The organism is Microbacterium paraoxydans (assembly GCF_018224615.1).
In the GTDB taxonomy this organism is placed as follows: Bacteria; Actinomycetota; Actinomycetes; order Actinomycetales; family Microbacteriaceae; genus Microbacterium; species Microbacterium paraoxydans_B.
This window is the reverse complement of sequence record NZ_JAGTUK010000001.1, coordinates 1085199-1106065: the sequence shown is the minus strand read 5'-3', so window position 1 is coordinate 1106065 and position 20867 is coordinate 1085199. Positions and strand designations below refer to the sequence as shown.

Here is a 20867-nt window from a genome sequence, read left to right as displayed (position 1 = left end):
GGTGTGGGCATGGAGATCCTGCGCCACATCGTCGTGTTCATCCACCTCATCGGTTTCGCGGTGCTGTTCGGCGCCTGGGCCGCGCAGGCGTTCGGCGGTAAGCGGCAGATCACCCGACTGATGGACTACGGCCTCCTGATCGCCGGTGTGGCCGGTCTGGCGCTGGCTGCCCCGTGGGGCATCGAGTACGACCTGAACTACGTCAAGATCGGCGTGAAGCTCGTGGTGCTGCTCGTGATCGGCGCGCTGCTCGGCATCGGCTCCGCGCGGCAGAAGCGCGGCGAGGCGGTGCCTTCCGCCGTGTTCTGGTTGGTCGGCATCCTCGCGCTGGCGAACGCCGGCATGGCCGTCATCTGGCGCTGACCCGCGGGACGCTGACGACCGCCCCGGCGCGCGCGCCTCACTGCCCGCGCGCCCTGGCCCACACGGCGGCCGTGTCCTGAGCGGCGCCCGCGACACCGATCCGCTGACCGTTGCGGCCGCCGCGGGCGAACGTCGCGGTCACCGCGGCGGGGAGCTCGGACGGAGCCACCGGAGCGTCCAGCCACACACAGTCGCGCACATGCACGAGGTCGACCGCGGCGGCGTCGTCCGACCCGTCGTAGCGCCACGGTCCGCGGAGTCGCCCGAGCCACGCCTCCCCGTCGACGTCGCGCGTCCACACGAACGCGCCGTCGGGCAGCGCCGCGAACCGCTCGAGCCGCCGGGCCGTGCGTTCCCCGTAGCGGGAGTCCACCGCGGCCAGAGCGTCGGCCAGCGCCGAGGGGTGTCCGTCGACGCGGCCGCCCATGCCCACCACGCCGAGCGCGAGTGCGCGCTCGACCGCCGCGCCCTCCGGCACCCCGTCGTCGCGCGACCGCATCGGCGCGCGGTACGCCACCGGCTCTTCGGCCGCGCCGCGCGGAGTGGTCACAGCGGCACCAGGGTCGCGTCGATGCGGTCGTCGCCCTCGACGACGACCGTCATCAGGGTGCACGCGGGCTGACGGCGGCGGTCGGTCGGCGACCCGGGGTTCAGCAGGCGCAGGCCGCGCGGCGTCACGGTGTCCCACGGGATGTGGGAGTGGCCGAACACCAGGAGGTCGTCGTCGGGGAAGGCCGCGTCCATGCGCCGCTCCCTGCCCGCTGCGGCCCCGGTCTCGTGGATCACCGCGACGGTCGTGTCCTCCACCGTGAACCGGGCGACCTCCGGGAGGCGGGCGCGCAGGGCAGGGCCGTCGTTGTTGCCGAAGACGCCATGCAGCACCCTGGCGCGGTCGGCGAGCAGGTCGAGCGTGGCCTCGTCGACCCAGTCGCCCGCGTGCACCACCACGTCGGCCTCCTCGATCGCGCGCAGCACCGCATCGGGCAGGCGCCTGGCCCGCTTCGGCACGTGCGTGTCGGCGAGCAGCAGCATCCGCGTCGTCATGTGATCTCCCCCGCATCGCGTGTTCCGACTCTACGGCGATGGCGGGAGCGCGCGGCGAAGAGCCGTCATGCACGTCCAGGCAACTCCCAGGAAGGCGTAGACTCGCCCGGGTCCTGGTATACCAGCGGCGTCATCCGAGAAAGAGACCCCATGAGCAGCGCTCCCGCCCCCGCGAATCCCCGCTCGCGCGTCATCACCGCGAGCCTCGTCGGCACCACGATCGAGTTCTACGACTTCTACGTCTACGCGACGGCGGCGGTCCTGGTGTTCCCGACCCTCTTCTTCCCCAGCACCAACGACACGGCCTCGCTGCTGTCCTCGTTCGCCGTGTTCGGCGCGGCCATGGTCGCCCGCCCCATCGGCGCCGTCGTGTTCGGCCACTTCGGCGACAAGTTCGGGCGCAAGGCCACGCTCGTCGCCTCGCTGCTCACGATGGGCATCGCGACGTTCGTGATCGGACTGCTCCCCACGTTCCAGCAGATCGGCTGGGTCGCCCCGCTGCTCCTGCTGATCCTCCGCCTCGCGCAGGGCTTCGCGCTCGGCGGCGAGTGGTCCGGTGCGGCGCTGGTCGCCACCGAGAACGCCCCGAAGGGCAAGCGCGCCTGGTACGGCTCGTTCCCGCAGCTGGGCGCGCCGCTCGGCTTCATCATCGCGAACGGCATCTTCCTCGCCATCAACTTCGCCCTCCCCCACCCCGAGGACCCGGCGCTCAAGTCGGAGGCGTTCCTGTCGTGGGGCTGGCGCGTGCCCTTCCTGTTCTCGGCGGTCATGGTCATCATCGGCCTGTGGGTGCGACTGCGCCTGGTCGAGTCCGACACGTTCAAGAAGGCCGAGCAGAAGGGCGCGATCCGCAAGCTGCCGCTCGCGACCGTGTTCCGCCACCACTGGAAGCAGCTGATCCTCGGCACGTTCATCATGCTGGCCACCTACGTGCTGTTCTACCTGATGACGAACTTCACCCTCACGTACGGCACCAAGGCGGCCGACGTGGAGACCGCCTCGGCCGCGGCCCGTGCCGCCGCCGAGGCGACCGGGAAGGACTTCGACCCCACGGCGTTCGCGGCGCAGTTCTACCCGGGGCTCGGCTTCGGCTACACCGACTTCGTGCTGATGCAGATCATCGGCGTGGTGTTCTTCGGCATCTTCACGCTGCTGTCCGGCCCGATCGCCGACGCCATCGGCCGCCGCACGCTGCTGCTGTGGGTCACCGGTCTCATCGTGGTGTTCGGCCTGTCGTTCAACCTGTTCCTGCTGCCGCAGGCCGACCCGAAGTTCACCGGCGCGCTCACGCAGGCCTTCCTGGTGTTCGGCTTCATGCTCATGGGCACGACCTTCGGTCCGATGGGCGCGCTGCTGCCGGAGCTGTTCCCCACCAACGTCCGCTACTCGGGCTCGGCGATCGCGTACAACGTGTCGTCGATCCTCGGTGCGGCGGTCGCTCCCTTCATCGCCGTGGCCCTGTGGGCGGCGGTGGGCGGCGAGCCGTGGCTGGTCGGGGTGTACCTCTCCTCCATGGCGGTGCTGACGTTCGTGGCGCTGATCTTCACGCCGGAGACGAAGGACCACGACTACGAGGCTGACCTGGGTCTCGCCGCCTCGGCCGAGCTCTAGACCGAGGACGCCCGCGACGGCCGCACTCTCCGGAGTGCGGCCGTCGCAGCGGGTGAGGCCCATCTGGAGCGCCCACAGGTGCGACGCATGCGCGAGAGCGCGGTCTGTGAAAAAGCGAATCGTCAACATAGATTGACACGCGGTCGCCCGTCAATGATCATTGACGCAGGAGGTTCTCGGATGAACACGACCACGATCGCCCACGGTGAGGGCGGCGAGCCGCTCGCCGAACTCCACCGCCTCGCCGCCCTGCGCACCGAGCTCGCCCGCGCCGAGGAGGCCCAGGTGCGCCGCGCGCGCACGAACGGTTACTCGTGGCAGGCGATCGCCAGTGCGCTCGGCGTCTCCAAGCAGGCCGCCCACCGCCGCTTCGGACGGCACTGAGCACATACAGCCTCCGCATAGGAAACGGCCGGCCCCCGAGTACGGTCGAAGTGTCCCCCTCCCCAGATCGAGGTCCCGCATGTCCACCACGGCGACAGCACGCCGACGCGGCCGGGGCGCACAGCCCGACGGCCCCCGCGCCACCTTCCGCCAGCTCCTCCCCTTCCTGTTCGAGCACAAGCGCACGCTGGTCGTCGTCGCGGTCCTGAGCGTCATCGGCGCCGCGACCTCGCTCGTGCAGCCCCTCCTGGTCGGCCAGGTGATCGAGGCGGTGCAGACCGACGGCACGATCGGGATCCTGGTGTGGCTGCTGGTGGGCTTCGTGATCGCCTCGTCGATCATCTCCGGCTTCCAGCACTACCTGCTGCAGCGCACGGGCACCGCGGTCGTCTACTCCAGCCGCCGCAAGCTCATCGCGCGCATCCTGCACCTGCCCACCGCCGAGTTCGACGCGCGCCGCACCGGCGACCTCGTCTCGCGCGTCGGCACCGACACGACCCTCCTCTACGCCGTGCTCACGCAGGGCCTCGCCGATGCGGTCGGCAATGCCGTGTTGTTCCTCGGCGCCCTGATCGCGATGCTCGTGATCGACCCGATCCTGCTGCTGCTGATCGTGGTCGTGATCGGTCTCTCGGTCGTGGTGGTCGTGGCGCTCAGCGGCCGCATCCGCACCGCGTCGACCGCGCAGCAGGAGAAAGTGGGCGAACTCGCGTCCGGGGTCGAGCGCGCCGTGGGCTCCATCCGCACGATCCGAGCCTCCGGGGCCACCGAGCGCGAGACGGCCGCCGTCACGGGCCTCGCCTCCGAGGCGTACGGCATCGGCGTGCGCATCGCCAAGATCTCCTCCCTCGTGGTGCCCGTGGCCGGCATCGCGCTGCAGCTGTCCCTGCTGGTGGTGCTGGGCGTCGGCGGCTTCCGCGTCGCCGCCGGAGCCATCTCGATCGCGTCGCTCATCGCGTTCGTGATGTTCCTGTTCCTGCTGGTCATGCCGCTCGCGTCGACCTTCGGCGCGATCACCTCGGTGAACCAGGCGCTCGGCGCGCTCGGCCGCATCCAGGAGGTGCTCGACCTGCCCACCGAGACGCAGGACGACGACGCCACCGCGGCCGCCCTCCCCCGCGACGCCGACGACCCCTCCGCCCCCGCGATCGAGTTCCGCGACGTGCGCTTCCGCTACCCGGAGAACGTGGTGGCCGCCCGCCGCGCCGCCGCGAAGGAGGCGCAGAACCTGCTCGCCGACGCCCACCTGGAGTCGGCCGAGACCGCCGGAGCCGCGCCGGACGCGCAGGACCACGAGGTGCTGCGCGGGGTGTCGTTCGCGGTGCCGCGTGGCACCCGGGTCGCGCTCGTCGGCCCCAGCGGCGCGGGCAAGAGCACCATCCTGTCGCTCATCGAGCGCTTCTACGACCCGACGGGCGGCTCCATCCGGGTGCACGGCCACGACGCCCGCACCTACCCGCGCGAGGAGCTGCGGGCCCACTTCGGCTACGTCGAGCAGGACGCCCCCACGCTCGCCGGCACGCTGGCCGAGAACCTCCGCCTCGCCTCGCCCGACGCCACCGACGCCGACTGCGAGCGGGTGCTGCGGGCCGTGAACCTCGGCGACGTCCTGGAGCGCAACCCGCTCGGCATCGACGCGCCGGTGGGCGAAGACGGCGTGATGCTGTCGGGCGGCGAGCGTCAGCGCCTCGCGATCGCGCGCGCGCTGCTCACGGACGCCCCCATCCTGCTGCTCGACGAATCCACCTCGTCGCTCGACGGTGTGAACGAGCAGCGCATGCGCGAGGCCATCGACGCCGTCGCGACCGATCGCACGCTCGTCGTGATCGCGCACCGGCTCTCCACGGTCGTGGACAGCGACCTCATCGTGGTGCTGCAGGACGGCGTGGTCGTGGGCCAGGGCACGCACGCCGAGCTGGTCGAGTCGACGCCGCTGTACCGCGACCTCGCTCGCCACCAGCTCCTCGCCTGAATCGGGTCGCGAAACGGGCAACGCGAAGGCGGGGTGCCGGAGACCACTCAGCCATGGGTTCGTCTCCGACGCCCCGCCTTCGCGGGTCTGGGGGCCCGAAGGCCCGAGGGTGCCGGCTCCCCCGAACCGGCACCGGTCTGTGGGCTACGACGCCTTCGCGAGCCGGTAGCGCAGCGACGCCAGCTCGGTGCGCAGCGCCGCGGGCACGCGGTCGCCGAACGTGTCGTAGAACTCTTCGGTCAGGTCGGCCTCGACCTTCCACGCCTCGGGGTCGACCGAGAACAGCTCGTCCAGGTCTTCCGCCGGCAGGTCGAGCCCGTCGAGGTTGAGGTCCTCCACGCGCGGCAGCCGTCCGATCGGGCTGTCGACCGCGGGCACGTCGCCCGAGATGCGGCGGATGATCCAGTCGACGACGCGCGAGTTGTCGCCGAAGCCGGGCCACAGGAAGCGCCCGTCGGCACCGCGGCGGAACCAGTTCACCTGGAAGATGCGCGGCGCCCGGTCGAAGCGCAGCCCCCGGCCGACCTTGAGCCAGTGGCCGAAGTAGTCGGCCATGTTGTAGCCGCAGAACGGGAGCATCGCGAACGGGTCGCGGCGCAGTTCGCCGACCGTGCCCTCGGCCGCCGCCGTGCGCTCGGACGAGATGTTCGAGCCGAGGAACACGCCGTGCGTCCAGTCCGTAGCCTCTACGACCAGCGGCACGTTGCTCGCGCGGCGACCGCCGAACAGGATCACGTCGAGCGGCACGGCCTCCTCCCAGTCCTCCGAGATCTGCGGGCACTGGGCCGCCGAGACCGTGAAGCGCGAGTTGGGGTGCGCGGCCGGGCGACCGGAGTCGGGCGTCCAGTCGTTGCCCTCCCAGTCGATGAGCCGCGCGGGCGCCTCGTCGGTCAGGCCCTCCCACCACACGTCACCGTCGGGCCGGAGCGCGACGTTCGTGAAGATCGTGTTGCCCCAGAGCGTCTCGACCGCCGTGACGTTCGTGGACTCGCCCGTGCCGGGGGCGACGCCGAAGAAGCCGGCCTCGGGATTGATGGCCCACAGGCGGCCGTCCTCCCCCGGGCGGATCCAGGCGATGTCGTCACCGAGCGTCTCGACCTTCCAGCCGGGGATCGTCGGGCGCAGCATCGCCAGGTTCGTCTTGCCGCACGCCGACGGGAACGCGGCGGCCACGTGGTACGCGGTGCCCTGCGGGTCGATCACGCGGATCAGGAGCATGTGCTCGGCGAGCCAGCCCTCGTCGCGGGCGATGACCGACGCGATGCGCAGCGCGAAGCACTTCTTCGCGAGGATCGCGTTGCCGCCGTAGCCCGAGCCGTAGGAGTAGACCTCAAGCGTCTCGGGGAAGTGCACGATGTACTTCTCGTCGTTGCACGGCCACTCGACGTCGGGCTCGCCCTCGGCCAGCGGCGCGCCGACCGAGTGCACGGTCTTGACCCACGGCGCACCCTCGGCGATCTGTCGCGTGACCGCGTCGCCCACGCGGGTCATGATGCCGATGGACGCGACCGCGTACGCGCTGTCGGTGACCTGCACGCCGATGTGCGAGAGCGGACCGCCGACGCGGCCCATCGAGAACGGTACGACGTACATCGTGCGACCGCGCATCGAGCCCTCGAAGATCTCGGTCATGGTGGCGCGCATCTCGGCCGGGTCGGCCCAGTTGTTGGTGGGACCGGCGTCTTCCTCGCGCTCGGACGCGATGAACGTGCGCGCCTCGGTGCGGGCGACGTCGCTCGGGTGCGAGCGGGCGAGGTACGAGCCCGGCCGCCACTCGGGGTTGAGCTTGATGAGCTTGCCCTCGTCGACCAGGCCGCGCAGCAGCCAGTCGTTCTCGGCGCGGGAGCCGTCGACCCAGTGCACGGCGTCGGGCTGGGTGAGCGCCCGGATCTCCTCGACCCAGGCGACCAGCTCGGCCATCGCGGGGGTGTCGTAGGAGGGGGCCGTGCCGAACGTGCGCGTCGTCGCGACGGGAGACGTGCGGGGGGTGATGACTTCGGCCATGGCCATGACTGCTCCTTAGAAGTGTGGGGCGTTGCATCCATCCTCGGGCGTGCACCGCGGGACTTTCGGCCGATTTCGATCGAAAGAATTGCGAATCTTTCGCTAGACTCAAAACCATGCCCGCCTCCGGACTCCACCTCACGACGCTCGGTCACCGCATCCGCCACCACCGTCTGCAGAACGGGTACACGCTCGACGAGCTCGGCGCCGTCGTCGGCGTCGCCGGCTCGCAGCTCAGCCTGATCGAGAACGGCAAGCGCGAACCCAAGCTCTCTCTGCTGCAGGCGATCGCGCAGGCCACCGGCACCGAGGTGACCGACCTCATCTCCGGCGAGCCGCCCAACCGCCGCGCAGCGCTGGAGATCGAGCTCGAGCGCGCGCAGGAGAGCCCCGTGTTCCGCCAGCTCGGCGTCGCCCCCGTGCGGGTCACGAAGGGCATGAGCGACGAGACCATCGAGTCGATCCTCGGGCTCCACCACGAACTGCAGCGCCGGGAGCGCGAGGCCATCGCGACGCCGGAGGAGGCCAGGCGCGCGAACACCGAGCTGCGGCTGCGGATGCGCGCGCAGAACAACTACCTGCCCGACATCGAGCGACTCGCCGAGAAACAGCTCAAGGCCGCCGGGCACACGCAGGGCGCCCTCACGCACCGCACCGTGAGCATCATGGCGGAGAAGCTCGGCTTCGAGCTCATCTACGTCAACGACCTGCCGCACTCCACGCGCTCGGTCACCGACCTGGAGAACGGCCGCATCTACCTGCCGCCCGCCTCCATCCCGGGCGGCCACGGCCTGCGGTCGATGGCACTGCAGGCCATGGCGCACCGGCTGCTCGGTCACACGCCGCCCACCGACTACGCCGACTTCCTCCAGCAACGACTGGAGATCAACTACTTCGCCGCGTGCTGCCTGATGCCCGAGACGGCCGCCGTGGCGTTCCTGCAGCAGGCGAAGAAGGACCGCAACCTCGCCGTGGAGGACTTCCGCGACGGCTTCGGCGTGACGCACGAGGCCGCCGGCATGCGCATGACCAACCTGATGACGCAGCACCTGGGCATGTCGCTGCACTTCCTGCGCGTCGACTCGACCGGGGCCATCACGCGCGTCTACGAGAACGACGGACTGCCGCTGCCGATGGACGTCACGGGTGCCGTGGAGGGTCAGCGCGTGTGCCGGAAGTTCCAGGCGCGCTCCGCGTTCACGCAGCAGAACCGCACGGTCGAGCACCACCAGTACACCGACACCCCCTCCGGCACGTTCTGGTGCTCCACCCAGACCGGTTCCTCCACCGACGGGGAGTTCTCGGTGACCGTCGGCGTGCCGTTCGACGACGCCCGGTGGTGGCGCGGCAGGGAGACCAGCGACCGCGCCGTGTCGACGTGCCCCGACGAGGCGTGCTGCCGTCGCCCCTCGGCCGAGCTGACCGAGCGCTGGCAGGGACGCGCGTGGCCGAGCGCCCGCGTGCACACGCACATGTTCTCGCCGCTCCCCCGCGGCGCGTTCCCCGGCGTGGACGACAACGAGGTGTACAACTTCCTCGCCAGGCACGCCAGCGAGTGACCGCGGGCCTCAGTCCTCGATGAACGCCGCGAACCGGGCCAGCGCCGCCGCGACGGCCGCCGGGTCCTCCGGCTCGTGGAACAGCTCCGGCTCGGCGGTGTGCGCGGCCGCGGCGTGCGTCCAGCAGCCGATCACGCGACCGCGCTCCACGATGGTCGCGCGCACCATGCCGTTCTTGCCGGGACCGACCCGGTCGAGGTGCTCCGGCGCGCACACCGCCGTGCGGTCGGCATAGGAGATGTAGTACTCGTCGAACGCGGGCAGCGCGTGCACCGAAGGGGCAGCGGCCGCGCGTCGCGGTCGCGCGGACGCGGCGAACACGCCCTCCGCGACCTCGCTCACGCGACCGACCGCGCGCGCCGCGGCCTCTCGCGACTGCCCGAGCGTGAGGCCGGACCACCACGCGAAGTCCGCGACCGCCGCGGGCCCGTGGCCGTCGACATAGCGCACGAACAGCTCCGCCAGCGGGTCGTCCGGCCGTTCGTGCTCCCGGATGTGGTCCTCGACCAGCACGAACCGCTGATCGCGCGTGATCCCGGCCCGCGGCACGATCGGCCCCTGGCACACGAGCCCGTCGATCGTGAGGTCGAACAGCAGGTGGATGCCGCGCTGGCCCGAGGGGTCGATGCCCGCGGCCTCCCACACCGCGAACACCTCCGCGCGCGTGAGCCCGCCGTCGCGCAGCCGGGGCACGAGCGCCTTCACCGCGGTCGCCGTGACCTCCGGATCGATGCCCAGCTGCCGCTGCCGCGTCGCCGCCTGCTGCCGCTGCCGCCCCGCCGTGACCTCGAGCATCCAGCCCAGGTCGCGCGCGGGCACCGTGTGCAGCGTGCCGCGCATGGTCCACGCGCGCACGAGCTCGCCCCGGTCGAACGCGGCGTCCAGGTCGCGCAGGCGAACGGCTCCTCGTGTGCGGCAGGCCAGCGCCCACCGCCCGGCCGTGAGGTCTTGACTCTGCACGGCCAGCAGGTGCCGGGCAGCGTCGGCGACCGTGCGCGCCGGTGCGGTGAGACGGTGGGAGCGGAGGCGCTCGGACAGCAGAGCCGCGGTCGTCATGCCCCCATCATGGCGGGTGCCATCCCCGCGCGGCAGCCGTCAGGCCTGCAGCGTCACCTCGCGGCGCGGCGGGAGCACGATCGGGTGCGACCCCGCCATGACCTCCAGCACGCGGATGACCTGGCACGAGTAGCCGAACTCGTTGTCGTACCAGACGTACAGGATGAGGGTGTTGTCGTGGGCGACGGTCGCGAGCCCGTCGACGATGCCCGCGCGGTGCGACCCGACGAAGTCGCTGGACACGACCTCGGGGCTCTCGACGTAGTCGATCTGCTGGCGCAGCTTCGAGTGCAGCGAGATACGGCGCAGGTAGTCGTTGACCTGCTCCTTCTCGACCGGGCGCTCCGTGGTGAGGTGCAGCACCGCCAGCGACACGTCGGGCGTGGGCACGCGGATCGAGCTTCCGGTGAGCTTGCCCTCCAGCTGCGGCAGCGCCTTGGCGACGGCCTTCGCGGCCCCCGTCTCGGTGATGACCATGTTGAGCACGGCCGAGCGGCCGCGGCGGTCGCCCTTGTGGAAGTTGTCGATGAGGTTCTGGTCGTTCGTGAACGAGTGCACGGTCTCCACGTGCCCGGCGACCACGCCGTAGGCCTCGTCGATCGCGGCGAGCACCGGGGTGATCGCGTTCGTGGTGCACGACGCGGCCGAGACGATGCGGTCCTCGGGCGTGACCTCGGCGTCGTTGATGCCGTGCACGATGTTCTTCAGCGCGCCCTTGCCTGGCGCGGTCAGCAGCACGCGGGCGACACCGGTCGAGCGCAGGTGCTGCGACAGCCCGGCCTCGTCGCGCCAGCGGCCGGTGTTGTCGACCACGATCGCGTCGCGGATGCCGTAGGCGGTGTAGTCGATCGCGGCGGGGTCGTCGGAGTAGATCACCTGGATGCGGGTGCCGTTGGCGATGATCTGCTCGGCCTCCTCGTCGACCGTGACGGAGCCGGCGAACCGGCCGTGCACCGAGTCGTGCAGCAGCAGGGAGGCGCGCTTGACGAGGTCGTTGTCGGAGCCGCGGCGCACGACGATCGCGCGCAGGCGCAGTCCGCTGCCGCCGCCGGTGTGGGCGATGAGGATGCGGGCGAGCAGGCGTCCGATCCGGCCGAAGCCGTAGAGCACGACGTCGGTGGGGTCGGCCGGCACCGCGCCGATCGCGGGGGCGAGCGCCTCGGCCAGGTACTCGTCGAGCGGGCGGCCGCTCGCGGCATGTCCCTCGGCGAGCCGGGCAACGTCGAGCGAGGAGGCGCCGGGGCCCAGGGCGTGGATGGCCTCGAGCACGGCCAGGGTGTCGTCGATCGCGAGCCGCCCGTGGCCGAGCTGCGCGACGCGGTCGTGCACCTCCACGAGTCCGGTCGCCGACAGGCCCAGCAGCCGGTGGCCGTGGAGCGACGTGACCACGTCGCGTTCCCGCTTGAGCGCTCCGACGAGCGGGATCATCCGCTCCGCCAGCTCTTCGCTCGCCGTCCATTCGTCGCGGGGTGCCGCGGAATCGTTCATCTGCGTCCTTGCATGTGTGAGCGCGCGCCGAGGTCGCCGGCGCGCGCGAGGTTGCCGGTGGATTCGGGGGATGCCCCCAGCGTACAAGCCGCCGAACGGCAGCGCCGAATCGGACGTCACGGTTCCGCGCTCGCCGCACTTTTTCGTCTACACTGGTGGAATAATGAGCACTGCACTTTCCGGCGACGGCGCCGACCTCCTCCTCCGCGGCGGCCGCATCCACACCCTCGACCAGGGCGACACCCTCACCTCGGCCCTCGCGGTCCGCGACGGCACGATCGTCGCCGTCGGCCCCGACGCCGAGGCGCTGCCCGCTCGGGAGACCATCGAGCTCGACGGCCGCACGGTCGTCCCCGGGCTCAACGACGCGCACCTGCACGCCGCCTGGCTCGGCGCCCGCTGGCCTCACCTGTTCTTCTCCGACACCCCGCCCGAGGAGCAGCCGTCCGGCCGCCTGGTCTCCACCGCCGGCGAACGACGCGCCACCCTGCGCCGCGCCTGGCGACTGCTCGCCGAACTCGGCATCACGAGCTACACCGAACCGGGCATCGGCCCCGGCGAGGACGAGGGAGAGACGGGCTGCTTCGGCAGCGACATGCTCGACGCCTACGTGGAACTGCACCGCGAGGGCGCACAGACCTCCCGCGTGACCCTGCTGCGACTGTTCGGCACGATCGACGGCGAGAGCACGCTCGACGACTTCGAGCGCGGCCTGCAGACGCCGCCGCCCGCGACCGACCCCCGCTGGCTCGCGATCCCCGGGGTGAAGATCTTCGCCGACGGCATCCCCCCACTCGCCACCGCGTGGACCACCGAGCCCTACGCCGACGGCACCACCGGTCACCTGCTCACGCGCGGCGGCACGGATCCGCTCTCGGCGTTCCAGCGCATGATCGAGCTCGCCGCCACGCGCGGCCTCCAGATCGCGGTGCACGCCACGGGCGACCGCTCGATCGCGGAGTTCCTGGCGGTACTGGAGCGCCTCGACGGCACGCCAGCCGCGCCGGGCCCCCACTACGTGGTGCACGGCGACCTCGCGACACCGGAGCAGATCGCCCGCATGCGCGACGTCGGCGCCGGGTTCGCCGTGCAGCCGCTGATCGCCGCGCACACGCACTCCTGGGCCGCGGTGCAGCTGGGTGAGGCACGCGTCGCCGCCGCCTGGCCGCTCGCCGAGATGTTCGGCTCCGGCGCGCTCACCACGCTCACCAGCGACGCCCCGATCGCGACGCCGGACTGGCGTCCGAGCCTGGACGCCTCGCTGCGCCTCGTGACCGCGGCGGGCGCCGTGGACGACGCCACCCTGCGCCGCGCCCTCCTGCGCGCCATGACCGTGGAACCCGCACGACAGGACGGGGCCGCGGCCTGGAAGGGCACGCTCGAGCCCGGTCGCGTCGCCGACCTCACCGTGCTCGACGAGGATCCGCTCGAGCCGGGGCGCGCGTTCACCTCCGTCACGGTGGAGCGCACGATCGTCGACGGCCGCACGGTCTTCGCGCGCGACTGACGCGACCGCGGCCCCGCGCGCCGCGTCGCGCTCCCACGAAAACGGCGGGCGGCATGTTCACGCATGCCGCCCGCCTCTGATCCCCCTCGGACCAGTCTCAGACCGCGGGTGTCACACCGCGGTGGCCACCAGCACCCGCGGGCTCCCCGGCAGGGCGATCCTGTCCCGCACCGACCAGCCGGCGTCGGCCAGCCAGCCGCGGACCTCGGACTCCGGGTACACGACGGTGCCGTCGATCACGAGGTACTCCCCCGCGTGCAGGGCGTCGAGCGCGCGCTGCTCCGGGTCGTCGTCCAGGAAGAAGTCGAGCACGGTGAGGGTCGCACCCTCGGCCGCCGCCGCGCGCAGGTTTCGGAAGATGCGGGCGTTCTCCTCCGCGGAGAAGCGGTGGATGACGTGGTTCGCGAACACCGCGTCGTAGGCGCCCTCCGGTGTGGCGGTCGCGGTGTCGCCCACCTCGACCGTCGCGCGATCGGCGACGCCCGCGGCCTCGACGGCCTCTGCCACGCCGCCCTCGAAGCCCGGTGCGTACACGAACGTGGTGTCCAGCTGCGGGTTGCGGGCCATGACCGACAGCGCGAACTCGGCCGACAGGCCGCCGAAGTCGAGCGCGTTCGTGGCACCGTCGAGGTCGACCAGACGGCCGAACTCCTGCGCGTGCAGGCGGTTGTACGTCATCACGCCGGCCATGAACGTGCCCCACCGGGCGTCGTCCATCTGCAGGTCGCCCGGCTCGGTCGTGTCGACCGTGTGCGCGAACTGCAGCCAGTGCGGGTAGCTGATCTCGTCGAGGAAGGTGAGGAACGGCGCGAGGTCGATCGCGGCGGCCTCGCCCGTGAGGTACGCGGCGGCGTCGTCTGCGAGCGCGTACCGGCCGTCGGTGCGCACGAGGAGGCCCTTGGCGGCGAGCGCGTCGGCGAGCAGTCGCGCGATGCGCTCGCTCACGCCGCAGCGCTCGGCGATCGCGGCGACCGTGTCTGCGCCGTCGGCGACGGCCGCGAACAGGCCGATCCGGCTGGCCTGGAACAGTTGCTTGGCGGCCATGTAGCCGGTGGCGATGTCGAGGATGCGCGCGGCGTCCGGCGTGGGGGTGTCGGTCATGACGATGCCTTTCGATTGTCTACGTACGTTGGAAATAAAGGTCAGGGGTCGGCGCAGCCGACGCCGCGGGCTCAGTCCGCGAGGAAGGCGCCCACCGCGTCCCGGAACGCCGGGGTGTGCGGGGCGGCGAGGTGATCGCCCGGCACGCGCTGCACCCGGGCATCGGGAAGACGGGCGGCGAGCTCGTCGATCCCCGCCGCCATCGGGTCGTCCGACCCGCCCAGCAACAGCACGGGCTGTGTCGGCGCGCCGCCCTCCGGGGCGAACGGCTCCGCCGCGAGGCCCTCGATCAGGTCGAGCAGCGCCGCCGGACGGTTGCCGGGCAGGCTCACCATGTGCACGATCATCGCGGTCAGCGGGTCCGCGGGCGCCGCACCCCCCGCGACGGCCGCCCTGGCCGTCGCAAGATCGACCAGCGTGAACGGCTCCCCCGCGCTCAGGCCACCGAGCACGAGGCGACGAACGGCGACGCGCGGATGACGGGCGAGATCCCACGCGAGCCGTGCCCCCAGCGAATACCCCACCAGGTCGATCTCCCCCTCCCCGATCGCGTCGGCGAGCGCCTCCAGCACCGCCGAGGTGGGCACCACGCCGAGCGCCTCGGCCTCGCCGTGCGCCGGGAGGTCGAGCACCACGCGCGGGCGGTCGCCGAACACCCCCGTCCACTCGTGCTCCGGCCAGTCCTGCGCCCCGTTCGAGGCCAGGCCGTGCAGGAACACCACGGGTCGAGCGGTCTGTGCGGTCATGCGGCGCCTCCCTGTGCGGACCGGCGCCCCGCGATCAGCGCAGCCGCGCCAGGAACCGGTCGATGTAGCTGTCGTAGTCGGCGAGTCGGTCGCCGTCCGGATACATGAGGTTGATGACGGTCGCACCCACCGCGGCCGAGATGAACTCGTCGGCGAAGGGCCCGTAGTCCTGATCGCGGATCGACCCCTCGTCGCGGGCCGCCTCCATCCGCTCGATCAGCGAGCGCCGCCACGACGCCAGGTGTCCGCGATACAGCTCCGCGAGCGCCTCGTTCGCCATCGCGTACTCCCACAGCGCCAGCAGCACCCGCCCGGCGGCGATCTGCTCCCTGTCGCGCGGGACCGTCGCCTGCAGGAAGCCCCGCAGCGCATCGTCCGCCGCGACCGGCTCCTCGCCCGCCGCCTGCACGCCCTCCGACATCTCCTGCAGGATCGTCTCGAACGTCGCCGCGACGATGCTCTCCTTGCCGGGGAAGTAGTGCTTGAGCGCCCCGTTCGCGAACCCCGCCTCCGCGGCGATGCTGCGCATCGTCGCGGCCTCGAAGCCGCCCTTCAGGATGATGCTCTTGGCCACCTCGACGATGTCCCGTCGCCGCTGGTCGTGGTCGATGATCTTCGGCATGGCGTCCTTCCGGCCGAGTCCGGTGAGTGGCGAGTTCCGGCCTGGAGCTACCGTACCGCCGCATCGGGCACCTCCCGCAGAGCGAGCCACTGCGCACGGCGTTCCCGCTGCGCGACCGGGTCGGCGACCGGCGACGCGAGGCGCAGCCGCTCGGAGTACGGATGCTGCGGGGCCCGGGTGACCTGCTCGCCCTCGCCCACCTCGACCAGCTCGCCGCGGTACATCACGGCCACGCGGTGGCACACCCGCCGCACGACGCCGAGATCGTGCGACACGAACAGGTACGCCACGCCGGTGTCGCGCTGGAGCTCGATGAACAGGTCGAGGATGGTCGCCTGCGTGGTGAGGTCGAGTGCGCTCACGGGCTCGTCGCACACGATCAGCCGCGGTCCGCGCACCAGGGCCCTGGCGATCGCGACGCGCTGGCGCTGGCCGCCGGAGAACTCGCTCGGGTAGCGGTCCATGCTCGCCGCGGGCAGTCGCACCCGGTCGAGCATCTCGCGCACCTTCGCCTCGGCGGCCTTCGCGCCGAGACCCGTGGTCAGCAGCGGCTCGGTGAGGATGTCGCCGATCGTGAGGGCGGGGTTGAGCGAGCCGTACGGGTCTTGGAACACGACCTGCACGTCGTCGGCGAGCGCGCGACGGGCGCGACCGCTCAGGCGGCTGATCTCGCGGCCGTCGAAGCGGATGCTCCCCTCGGTCACGGGGGCGAGGCCGAGGATGGCCTTGCCGAGCGTGGACTTGCCCGAGCCGGACTCGCCCACGAGCCCCAGGCACTCCCCCGGCGCGATGTCGAGCGAGACGCCGAGCAGCGCGCGGAAGGCGTGGCGGCCACGGCCGTACTCCACCACGAGGTCGCGCACCTCCAGCAGCGGGCGGGACGCGGTCGAGGCCGCGGGCTCGGTCGAGGCCGCGGTGGCGGGTTCGGTGGCGGCGGTCATGCGGGCACCTCCGTGCGGTGTCGATCGAGTTCGGCGCGGCCCTCGGCATCGTCGAGCGAGGCGGCGATCAGCTCGCGGGTGTACGGCTCGGCGGGGGCGGCGAACAGCGCGTCGACAGGGCCCGACTCCACGATGTCGCCGCCGCGCATCACGATCACCCGGTCGCAGATGTCGGCCACGACCCCGAAGTTGTGCGTGACGATCAGCAGCGCCATGCCGTACTCGGCCTGCAGCTCGCGCAACAGCTCGAGCACCTCGGCCTGCACGGTCACATCGAGCGCGGTCGTCGGCTCGTCGGCCACGAGCAGCGACGGCCGCCCTGCGATGGCCCCGGCGATCAGCACGCGCTGCGCCATGCCGCCGGACACCTGGTGCGGGTAGCTGCGCATCACGCGGTCGGGGTCGGTGAGGCCGACCCGCACGAGCACGGCGCGCGCCCGCTCGGTCGCGGCCGCCCGGCTGAGCCCGTGCACGCGGCGCAGGGGCTCGATCAGCTGATGCCCGATCGTGTACGAGGGGTCGAGGTTGCTCATCGGCTCCTGCGGCACGTAGCCGATCGTGCGGCCGAGCAGCGCATGCCGCTGGGCCGGGGTCGCGGCGGTCACGTCGGTGCCGCCCACCCAGATCGCGTCGGCGGTCGCCCGGCCGGTCGAGGGCAGCAGGTCGAGCACCGAGAACACGGTCTGCGACTTGCCGGAGCCCGACTCCCCCACGATGCCCACGACCTCGCCGGGCGCCACATCGAGCGTGACGCCGTGCACGACCTCGGTCTCGCCCTGGGGCGTGGCGTGCACGACCCGCAGGTTCTCCACGCGCAGGGCCGAGGCCGCCGCGGCGTGACGCGTCGAGCCCGTGGCCGCGGGCCGGGCGGCCGCGGGAGCACCGGCAGGGTCGGCGGCGGTGGCGGCGAGCCCGGAGCGGCGCGAGCGGCGGCGGGCGCGCGGCGTGCGCACCTGCACCAGCTCCGCCAGCGTGGAGCCCATGATCGCGAGCACCGCGATCGTCAGACCGAGCGCCGCCGACGGCCACAGCAGCATGAGCGGGTACGTGAGCATCAGGCGGAAGCCCTCGAGCATCATGGCGCCCCAGCTGGGGACGTTCGAGTCGCCGATGCCGAGGAACTGCAGTCCCGCCTGCATGCCCATCGCGATGCCCGCGGTGAGCGCGGTCTGGATGATCACGGGCGGGTACACGGCGGTGATGACGTGGCGGAAGATGATGCGCCCGTCGGAAAGCCCGGAGACACGGGCCGCGTCGATGTAGGGCTCGCCGCGCACCGCGAGCGTCTGCGACCGGGCGATGCGGAAGTAGCCGGGCACCATGAACACGCCGACCGTGGCCATCAGCAGCTCGAAGTTGTTGCGGCTGCCCGCGGCCACCACGAGCAGGATGATCATGCCGGGGATCGACTGCAGCGCATCGCTGATCCAGGTGGCGACGCGGTCGAACACGCCCCCGAAGTAGCCGGCGGCGACACCCGCGGGGACGCCGATCACCAGCGCGGTGAGGATCGTGATGAGCGCGCCCCACAGGGTCGTGCGGGTGCCGTAGATGAGCCGGCTGAGGATGTCGCGGCCGGTGGAGTCGCCGCCCAGCAGGTGCTCGGGCGAGGGCGGGGCCTTGGCGGCGGCGAGGTCGACGAGGTTCGGGTCCATCGGGGCCAGCAGCGGCGCGAACACGCCGACCAGCACGATGAGCAGGAAGATCGCGAGCGGGAGGTAGCCGCCCGGGTGGCGCAGGAAGCGGCGGAACAGGCTCGACCGGCGCTTCTGGGCTGCCCGGTCGAACGCGACGCGGATGTCGGTCGTTGTCATGCGACGCGCACCTTCGGGTTGATCCAGCCGAGCACGAGGTCGAGCAGGAGGTTGATCACGACGACGAACACGATCGAGATGACCGTGATGCCCAGGAGCATCGGGATGTCGCCGTTCTGCGAGGACTGGTTGGTGAGCTGGCCGAGGCCGGGGAGGCTGAAGATCTGCTCCACCACGATCGCGCCGGACAGCAGCCCCACGAACATGAGGGCGATCACGGTGAGCGCGGCCGGCGAGGCGTTGCGGAGGATGTGCAGGTTGACCCGCGTGGCAGACAGTCCCCGGCTGCGGAGCGTGCGCACCCAGTCCTGACGACTCTGGGCGATCACGGCGTTGCGCAGCTGCTCGGACACGGCGACGATGCCACCCAGCGCGAGGGAGATGGCCGGCAGGGTGATCGAGCGCAGCCACCCCTCGACGGACTGCGTCGGCGGCACGTAGCCCACGGCCGGGAACCACTTCAGCTGCACGGCCAGCCACATCACGAGCACGAGGCTGACCCAGAACCCGGGGAGGGCGAACAGCACGACCGAGATGCCCTTGATGATCCGGTCGAACCAGGTGCCGGGGCGCAGACCCGTGATCATGCCGAACGCGATGCCGATCACGGCGGTGATGAGCGTGGCGAAGGTGACGACCGAGAGCGTCACGGGAACCTTGATCGCGAGCTGCGCGCCGACGGGCTGGAAGTTGCGCCACGACTGCCCGAAGTCGAGCAGCACGGCGTGCGAGAACCAGTCCCAGAACTGCACGAGCAGCGGACGGTCGAGGCCGATCTTCTCGGCCAGGGCCTGCTGCTGCGCGGGGCTCGCGGTGGTGCCGAGGAGCGAGGCGGTCGGGTCGCTGATCGCGAGGTGCGCCAGGAAGAAGGTGCCGATCGAGACCGCGACGAGCAGCAGGATGCCGGACAGCACCCGCTTCGCCGTGAACAGGAGCATGGGGGCCTCTCGGGGTGAGGGGGTCGGAGGGGGAAGAGGGGCCGGGGCGGCCGGTGTGGTGCGGCCGCCCCGGTGGGCGTCAGCCCTTGGTGATGTAGCGGAGGGTCGGGAACATCATCCCCACCACGGGCTGGAGCTGGATGCCCTGCGCCGTGTAGTAGATGTTGTTCGCCTGGTACCAGACCGACCACCACGCCTGGTCGACCAGGGCCTTGTTGAGTTCCTTGACCGCCTCGGTCTGGGCGTCGCCGCGCTCGGTCTGGACCTTCTCCACGAGCGGCGCGATGACCTCGTTCTCGGCGTAGTCGGGTGCGGGGTTGAACCACTGCACGCTCGTGACCTGCCGCGCCACCGTGGCGACGTCATTGCCGTCCATCGCCAGGAACGAGATGAACATCGGGTAGTTCGGCGCGTTCAGCTGGTAGTCGGGCATCTGCATGTTGTCCCACGTGACCGTGATGCCCAGCTCGGTGAGCGCCTGCTCCGCCGAGGGCTTCCACATCTCGAAGATGGGCGACATGGGCATCGAGATCGAGAAGCCGTCGGGGTAGCCGGCGTCGGCGAGCAGCTTCTTGGCCTTGTCCATGTTGACCGCGTAGGTGTCGTTGAGGGACGGGTCGTTGATGGGTCCGCCGTCGGGGAACACCTGGTTCGTGGCGACTCCGGCCCCGCTGCCGACCGCGGCGAGGATCGCGGCGCCGTCGAACGCGTAGTTCAGCGCCTGGCGCACCTCGAGCTTGCCGAGGGGCTCGCTCTTCACGCCGGTGTGGTCGGTGATGACCAGGCCCGCCCAGCCGGACACGCGCTGGGCGGTGTTCCAGCCCTGCTGCTCGGCCTGCTCCAGGTTGGCGACGTCGCCGTACTGCACGTTGATCTGGCCGCTGAGCATGGCGTTGTGGCGGGCGGTGGCGTCGGTGATCGGGTAGATCGCGAGCTCTGCGAACGGGTAGGTCTCGGCGTCCCAGTGGTCCTCGGTCTTGGTGAAGTGGTACTCGGCGCCCGGGACGCTCGTGGCGCTGTCGAGCACGTAGGGGCCGGAGCCGATGGGCTCGCTGCCGAGCGTGCCGGCCTCGATCGCTGCGGGCGAGGCGATGTAGCTGCGTCCGAGACCCATGAAGTAGAGGATCGTGTCGTCGCGCTGCGTGAGGTTGATGCGGACGGTGTCGTCGTCGACCTTCTCGAAGCTGTCGACGTTGACGTACGCCTCACCGGAGCGGGCGCCGGCCTTGAGGTACTCGAGGCTCGCGAGCACGGCGTCGACGTCGACCGGGGTGCCGTCGCTGAACACGGCGTCGGTGCGGAGGTCGAGGTCGATGCTGAGGTCGTCGTCGGCCACGGTCCATTCGGTGGCGAGCGACGGGATCGGGTCGCCGTCTTCGTCGAGGGCGATCAGGGCGTCGTACACCGCGGACAGGTACGGGCCGTCGAAGCCGATGTCGGCGAGGGACGGGTCCCACGACGTGACGTCGAGGAAGTTGCCGATGTTGAGCGCGTCGGGGCCTTCGGCACCGCCACCCTCGGAGGGGCTGGGCGTTCCGCCGCCGCTGCAGCTGGTGAGCGCGAGCGTCGCGGCCACGGCTGCGGCGAGCGCGAGGGGCATTCGTTTCATGGTTCCTTCTCTCGGGTGCAGGGGTGGTGAAGAAGGTTCGAAGAGCCTCTGACCGGGAGACCGGATCGACGCCACTTCGATGTGTCGTGCTGGTTAGTCTACAGGTGT

Annotated in this window: 18 protein-coding genes; 6 read left to right on the top strand and 12 right to left on the bottom strand. The window is 71.5% G+C overall.

The window, feature by feature from the left end; translation table 11 throughout:
• Positions 1-9: 9 nt before the first annotated feature.
• Entirely contained in the window at positions 10-363 is a 354-nt protein-coding gene (locus KE274_RS05185) for a Fe-S protein (RefSeq protein WP_211541565.1), read from the top strand.
• Positions 364-400: 37 nt separating this feature from the next.
• On the opposite strand, the gene KE274_RS05180 is transcribed toward KE274_RS05185, so the two are convergent.
• On the bottom strand, positions 401-913 hold the full coding sequence (locus KE274_RS05180; RefSeq protein ID WP_307872152.1) for a GAF domain-containing protein: 513 nt from the start codon (positions 911-913) through the stop codon (positions 401-403).
• Entirely contained in the window at positions 910-1407 is a 498-nt protein-coding gene (locus KE274_RS05175; RefSeq protein WP_211541564.1) for a metallophosphoesterase family protein, read from the bottom strand. Before KE274_RS05175 ends, KE274_RS05180 begins: the two co-directional genes overlap by 4 nt.
• Before the next feature lie 150 nt (positions 1408-1557).
• On the opposite strand from KE274_RS05175, the gene KE274_RS05170 reads away from it, so the two are divergent.
• The 3 genes from KE274_RS05170 to KE274_RS05160 all read left to right on the top strand — a co-directional run bounded on the left by KE274_RS05170 (position 1558) and on the right by KE274_RS05160 (position 5374).
• Positions 1558-3018: an MFS transporter gene (locus KE274_RS05170; RefSeq protein WP_211541563.1), complete on the top strand. Its 1461-nt coding sequence runs from the start codon at positions 1558-1560 to the stop codon at positions 3016-3018.
• Positions 3019-3198: 180 nt separating this feature from the next.
• On the top strand, positions 3199-3402 hold the full coding sequence (locus tag KE274_RS05165) for an AsnC family protein (protein WP_211541562.1): 204 nt from the start codon (positions 3199-3201) through the stop codon (positions 3400-3402).
• Positions 3403-3481: 79 nt separating this feature from the next.
• Complete coding sequence (locus tag KE274_RS05160) at positions 3482-5374, top strand: ABC transporter ATP-binding protein (RefSeq protein ID WP_211541561.1); 1893 nt, start codon at positions 3482-3484, stop codon at positions 5372-5374.
• A gap of 144 nt (positions 5375-5518) precedes the next feature.
• Here the strand turns inward: KE274_RS05160 and KE274_RS05155 are convergent, their stop codons facing one another.
• Positions 5519-7384 (bottom strand): phosphoenolpyruvate carboxykinase (GTP), encoded by a 1866-nt coding sequence (locus KE274_RS05155; RefSeq protein WP_211541560.1) that lies wholly within the window; start codon positions 7382-7384, stop codon positions 5519-5521.
• A 110-nt stretch (positions 7385-7494) separates the two neighbouring features.
• On the opposite strand from KE274_RS05155, the gene KE274_RS05150 reads away from it, so the two are divergent.
• On the top strand, positions 7495-8937 hold the full coding sequence (locus KE274_RS05150) for an XRE family transcriptional regulator (RefSeq protein ID WP_211541559.1): 1443 nt from the start codon (positions 7495-7497) through the stop codon (positions 8935-8937).
• Between the two features lie 9 nt (positions 8938-8946).
• Here KE274_RS05150 and KE274_RS05145 read toward each other — a convergent pair whose 3' ends face one another.
• Together KE274_RS05145 and KE274_RS05140 are read right to left on the bottom strand one after the other, a co-directional pair.
• Entirely contained in the window at positions 8947-9993 is a 1047-nt protein-coding gene (locus tag KE274_RS05145; protein WP_211541558.1) for a winged helix DNA-binding domain-containing protein, read from the bottom strand.
• A 39-nt stretch (positions 9994-10032) separates the two neighbouring features.
• On the bottom strand, positions 10033-11481 hold the full coding sequence (locus KE274_RS05140) for a glyceraldehyde-3-phosphate dehydrogenase (protein ID WP_211541557.1): 1449 nt from the start codon (positions 11479-11481) through the stop codon (positions 10033-10035).
• A 163-nt stretch (positions 11482-11644) separates the two neighbouring features.
• On the opposite strand from KE274_RS05140, the gene KE274_RS05135 reads away from it, so the two are divergent.
• Positions 11645-12988, top strand: a complete 1344-nt coding sequence (locus KE274_RS05135; RefSeq protein WP_211541556.1) for an amidohydrolase — start codon at positions 11645-11647, stop codon at positions 12986-12988.
• Positions 12989-13099: 111 nt separating this feature from the next.
• Here the strand turns inward: KE274_RS05135 and KE274_RS05130 are convergent, their stop codons facing one another.
• From KE274_RS05130 to KE274_RS05100, 7 genes are all read right to left on the bottom strand, one after another.
• On the bottom strand, positions 13100-14089 hold the full coding sequence (locus KE274_RS05130) for a methyltransferase family protein (protein WP_211541555.1): 990 nt from the start codon (positions 14087-14089) through the stop codon (positions 13100-13102).
• Positions 14090-14160: 71 nt separating this feature from the next.
• Positions 14161-14835 (bottom strand): alpha/beta fold hydrolase, encoded by a 675-nt coding sequence (locus KE274_RS05125; protein ID WP_211541554.1) that lies wholly within the window; start codon positions 14833-14835, stop codon positions 14161-14163.
• A 34-nt stretch (positions 14836-14869) separates the two neighbouring features.
• Complete coding sequence (locus KE274_RS05120; RefSeq protein ID WP_211541553.1) at positions 14870-15457, bottom strand: TetR/AcrR family transcriptional regulator; 588 nt, start codon at positions 15455-15457, stop codon at positions 14870-14872.
• Between the two features lie 47 nt (positions 15458-15504).
• Complete coding sequence (locus tag KE274_RS05115) at positions 15505-16398, bottom strand: ATP-binding cassette domain-containing protein (RefSeq protein ID WP_211541552.1); 894 nt, start codon at positions 16396-16398, stop codon at positions 15505-15507.
• The gene (locus KE274_RS05110) at positions 16395-18212 is read right to left on the bottom strand and encodes a dipeptide/oligopeptide/nickel ABC transporter permease/ATP-binding protein (protein WP_211541551.1); all 1818 of its coding nucleotides are present in this window, start codon (positions 18210-18212) and stop codon (positions 16395-16397) included. The genes KE274_RS05115 and KE274_RS05110 overlap by 4 nt, the downstream gene beginning before the upstream one ends.
• Complete coding sequence (locus tag KE274_RS05105) at positions 18209-19150, bottom strand: ABC transporter permease (protein ID WP_211541550.1); 942 nt, start codon at positions 19148-19150, stop codon at positions 18209-18211. The genes KE274_RS05110 and KE274_RS05105 overlap by 4 nt, the downstream gene beginning before the upstream one ends.
• Before the next feature lie 79 nt (positions 19151-19229).
• Positions 19230-20759: an ABC transporter substrate-binding protein gene (locus tag KE274_RS05100; RefSeq protein ID WP_249185843.1), complete on the bottom strand. Its 1530-nt coding sequence runs from the start codon at positions 20757-20759 to the stop codon at positions 19230-19232.
• Positions 20760-20867 lie beyond the last annotated feature (108 nt).

Coding starts and splice junctions, on each gene's coding strand:
- KE274_RS05150 (WP_211541559.1), top strand. CDS start 7,495: ATGCCCGCCTCCGGACTCCACCTCACGACGCTCGGTCACCGCATCCGC.
- KE274_RS05140 (WP_211541557.1), bottom strand. CDS start 11,481: ATGAACGATTCCGCGGCACCCCGCGACGAATGGACGGCGAGCGAAGAG.
- KE274_RS05100 (WP_249185843.1), bottom strand. CDS start 20,759: ATGAAACGAATGCCCCTCGCGCTCGCCGCAGCCGTGGCCGCGACGCTC.
- KE274_RS05170 (WP_211541563.1), top strand. CDS start 1,558: ATGAGCAGCGCTCCCGCCCCCGCGAATCCCCGCTCGCGCGTCATCACC.
- KE274_RS05175 (WP_211541564.1), bottom strand. CDS start 1,407: ATGACGACGCGGATGCTGCTGCTCGCCGACACGCACGTGCCGAAGCGG.
- KE274_RS05125 (WP_211541554.1), bottom strand. CDS start 14,835: ATGACCGCACAGACCGCTCGACCCGTGGTGTTCCTGCACGGCCTGGCC.
- KE274_RS05110 (WP_211541551.1), bottom strand. CDS start 18,212: ATGACAACGACCGACATCCGCGTCGCGTTCGACCGGGCAGCCCAGAAG.
- KE274_RS05105 (WP_211541550.1), bottom strand. CDS start 19,150: ATGCTCCTGTTCACGGCGAAGCGGGTGCTGTCCGGCATCCTGCTGCTC.
- KE274_RS05135 (WP_211541556.1), top strand. CDS start 11,645: ATGAGCACTGCACTTTCCGGCGACGGCGCCGACCTCCTCCTCCGCGGC.
- KE274_RS05115 (WP_211541552.1), bottom strand. CDS start 16,398: ATGACCGCCGCCACCGAACCCGCCACCGCGGCCTCGACCGAGCCCGCG.
- KE274_RS05165 (WP_211541562.1), top strand. CDS start 3,199: ATGAACACGACCACGATCGCCCACGGTGAGGGCGGCGAGCCGCTCGCC.
- KE274_RS05160 (WP_211541561.1), top strand. CDS start 3,482: ATGTCCACCACGGCGACAGCACGCCGACGCGGCCGGGGCGCACAGCCC.
- KE274_RS05185 (WP_211541565.1), top strand. CDS start 10: ATGGAGATCCTGCGCCACATCGTCGTGTTCATCCACCTCATCGGTTTC.
- KE274_RS05145 (WP_211541558.1), bottom strand. CDS start 9,993: ATGACGACCGCGGCTCTGCTGTCCGAGCGCCTCCGCTCCCACCGTCTC.
- KE274_RS05130 (WP_211541555.1), bottom strand. CDS start 14,089: ATGACCGACACCCCCACGCCGGACGCCGCGCGCATCCTCGACATCGCC.
- KE274_RS05120 (WP_211541553.1), bottom strand. CDS start 15,457: ATGCCGAAGATCATCGACCACGACCAGCGGCGACGGGACATCGTCGAG.
- KE274_RS05155 (WP_211541560.1), bottom strand. CDS start 7,384: ATGGCCATGGCCGAAGTCATCACCCCCCGCACGTCTCCCGTCGCGACG.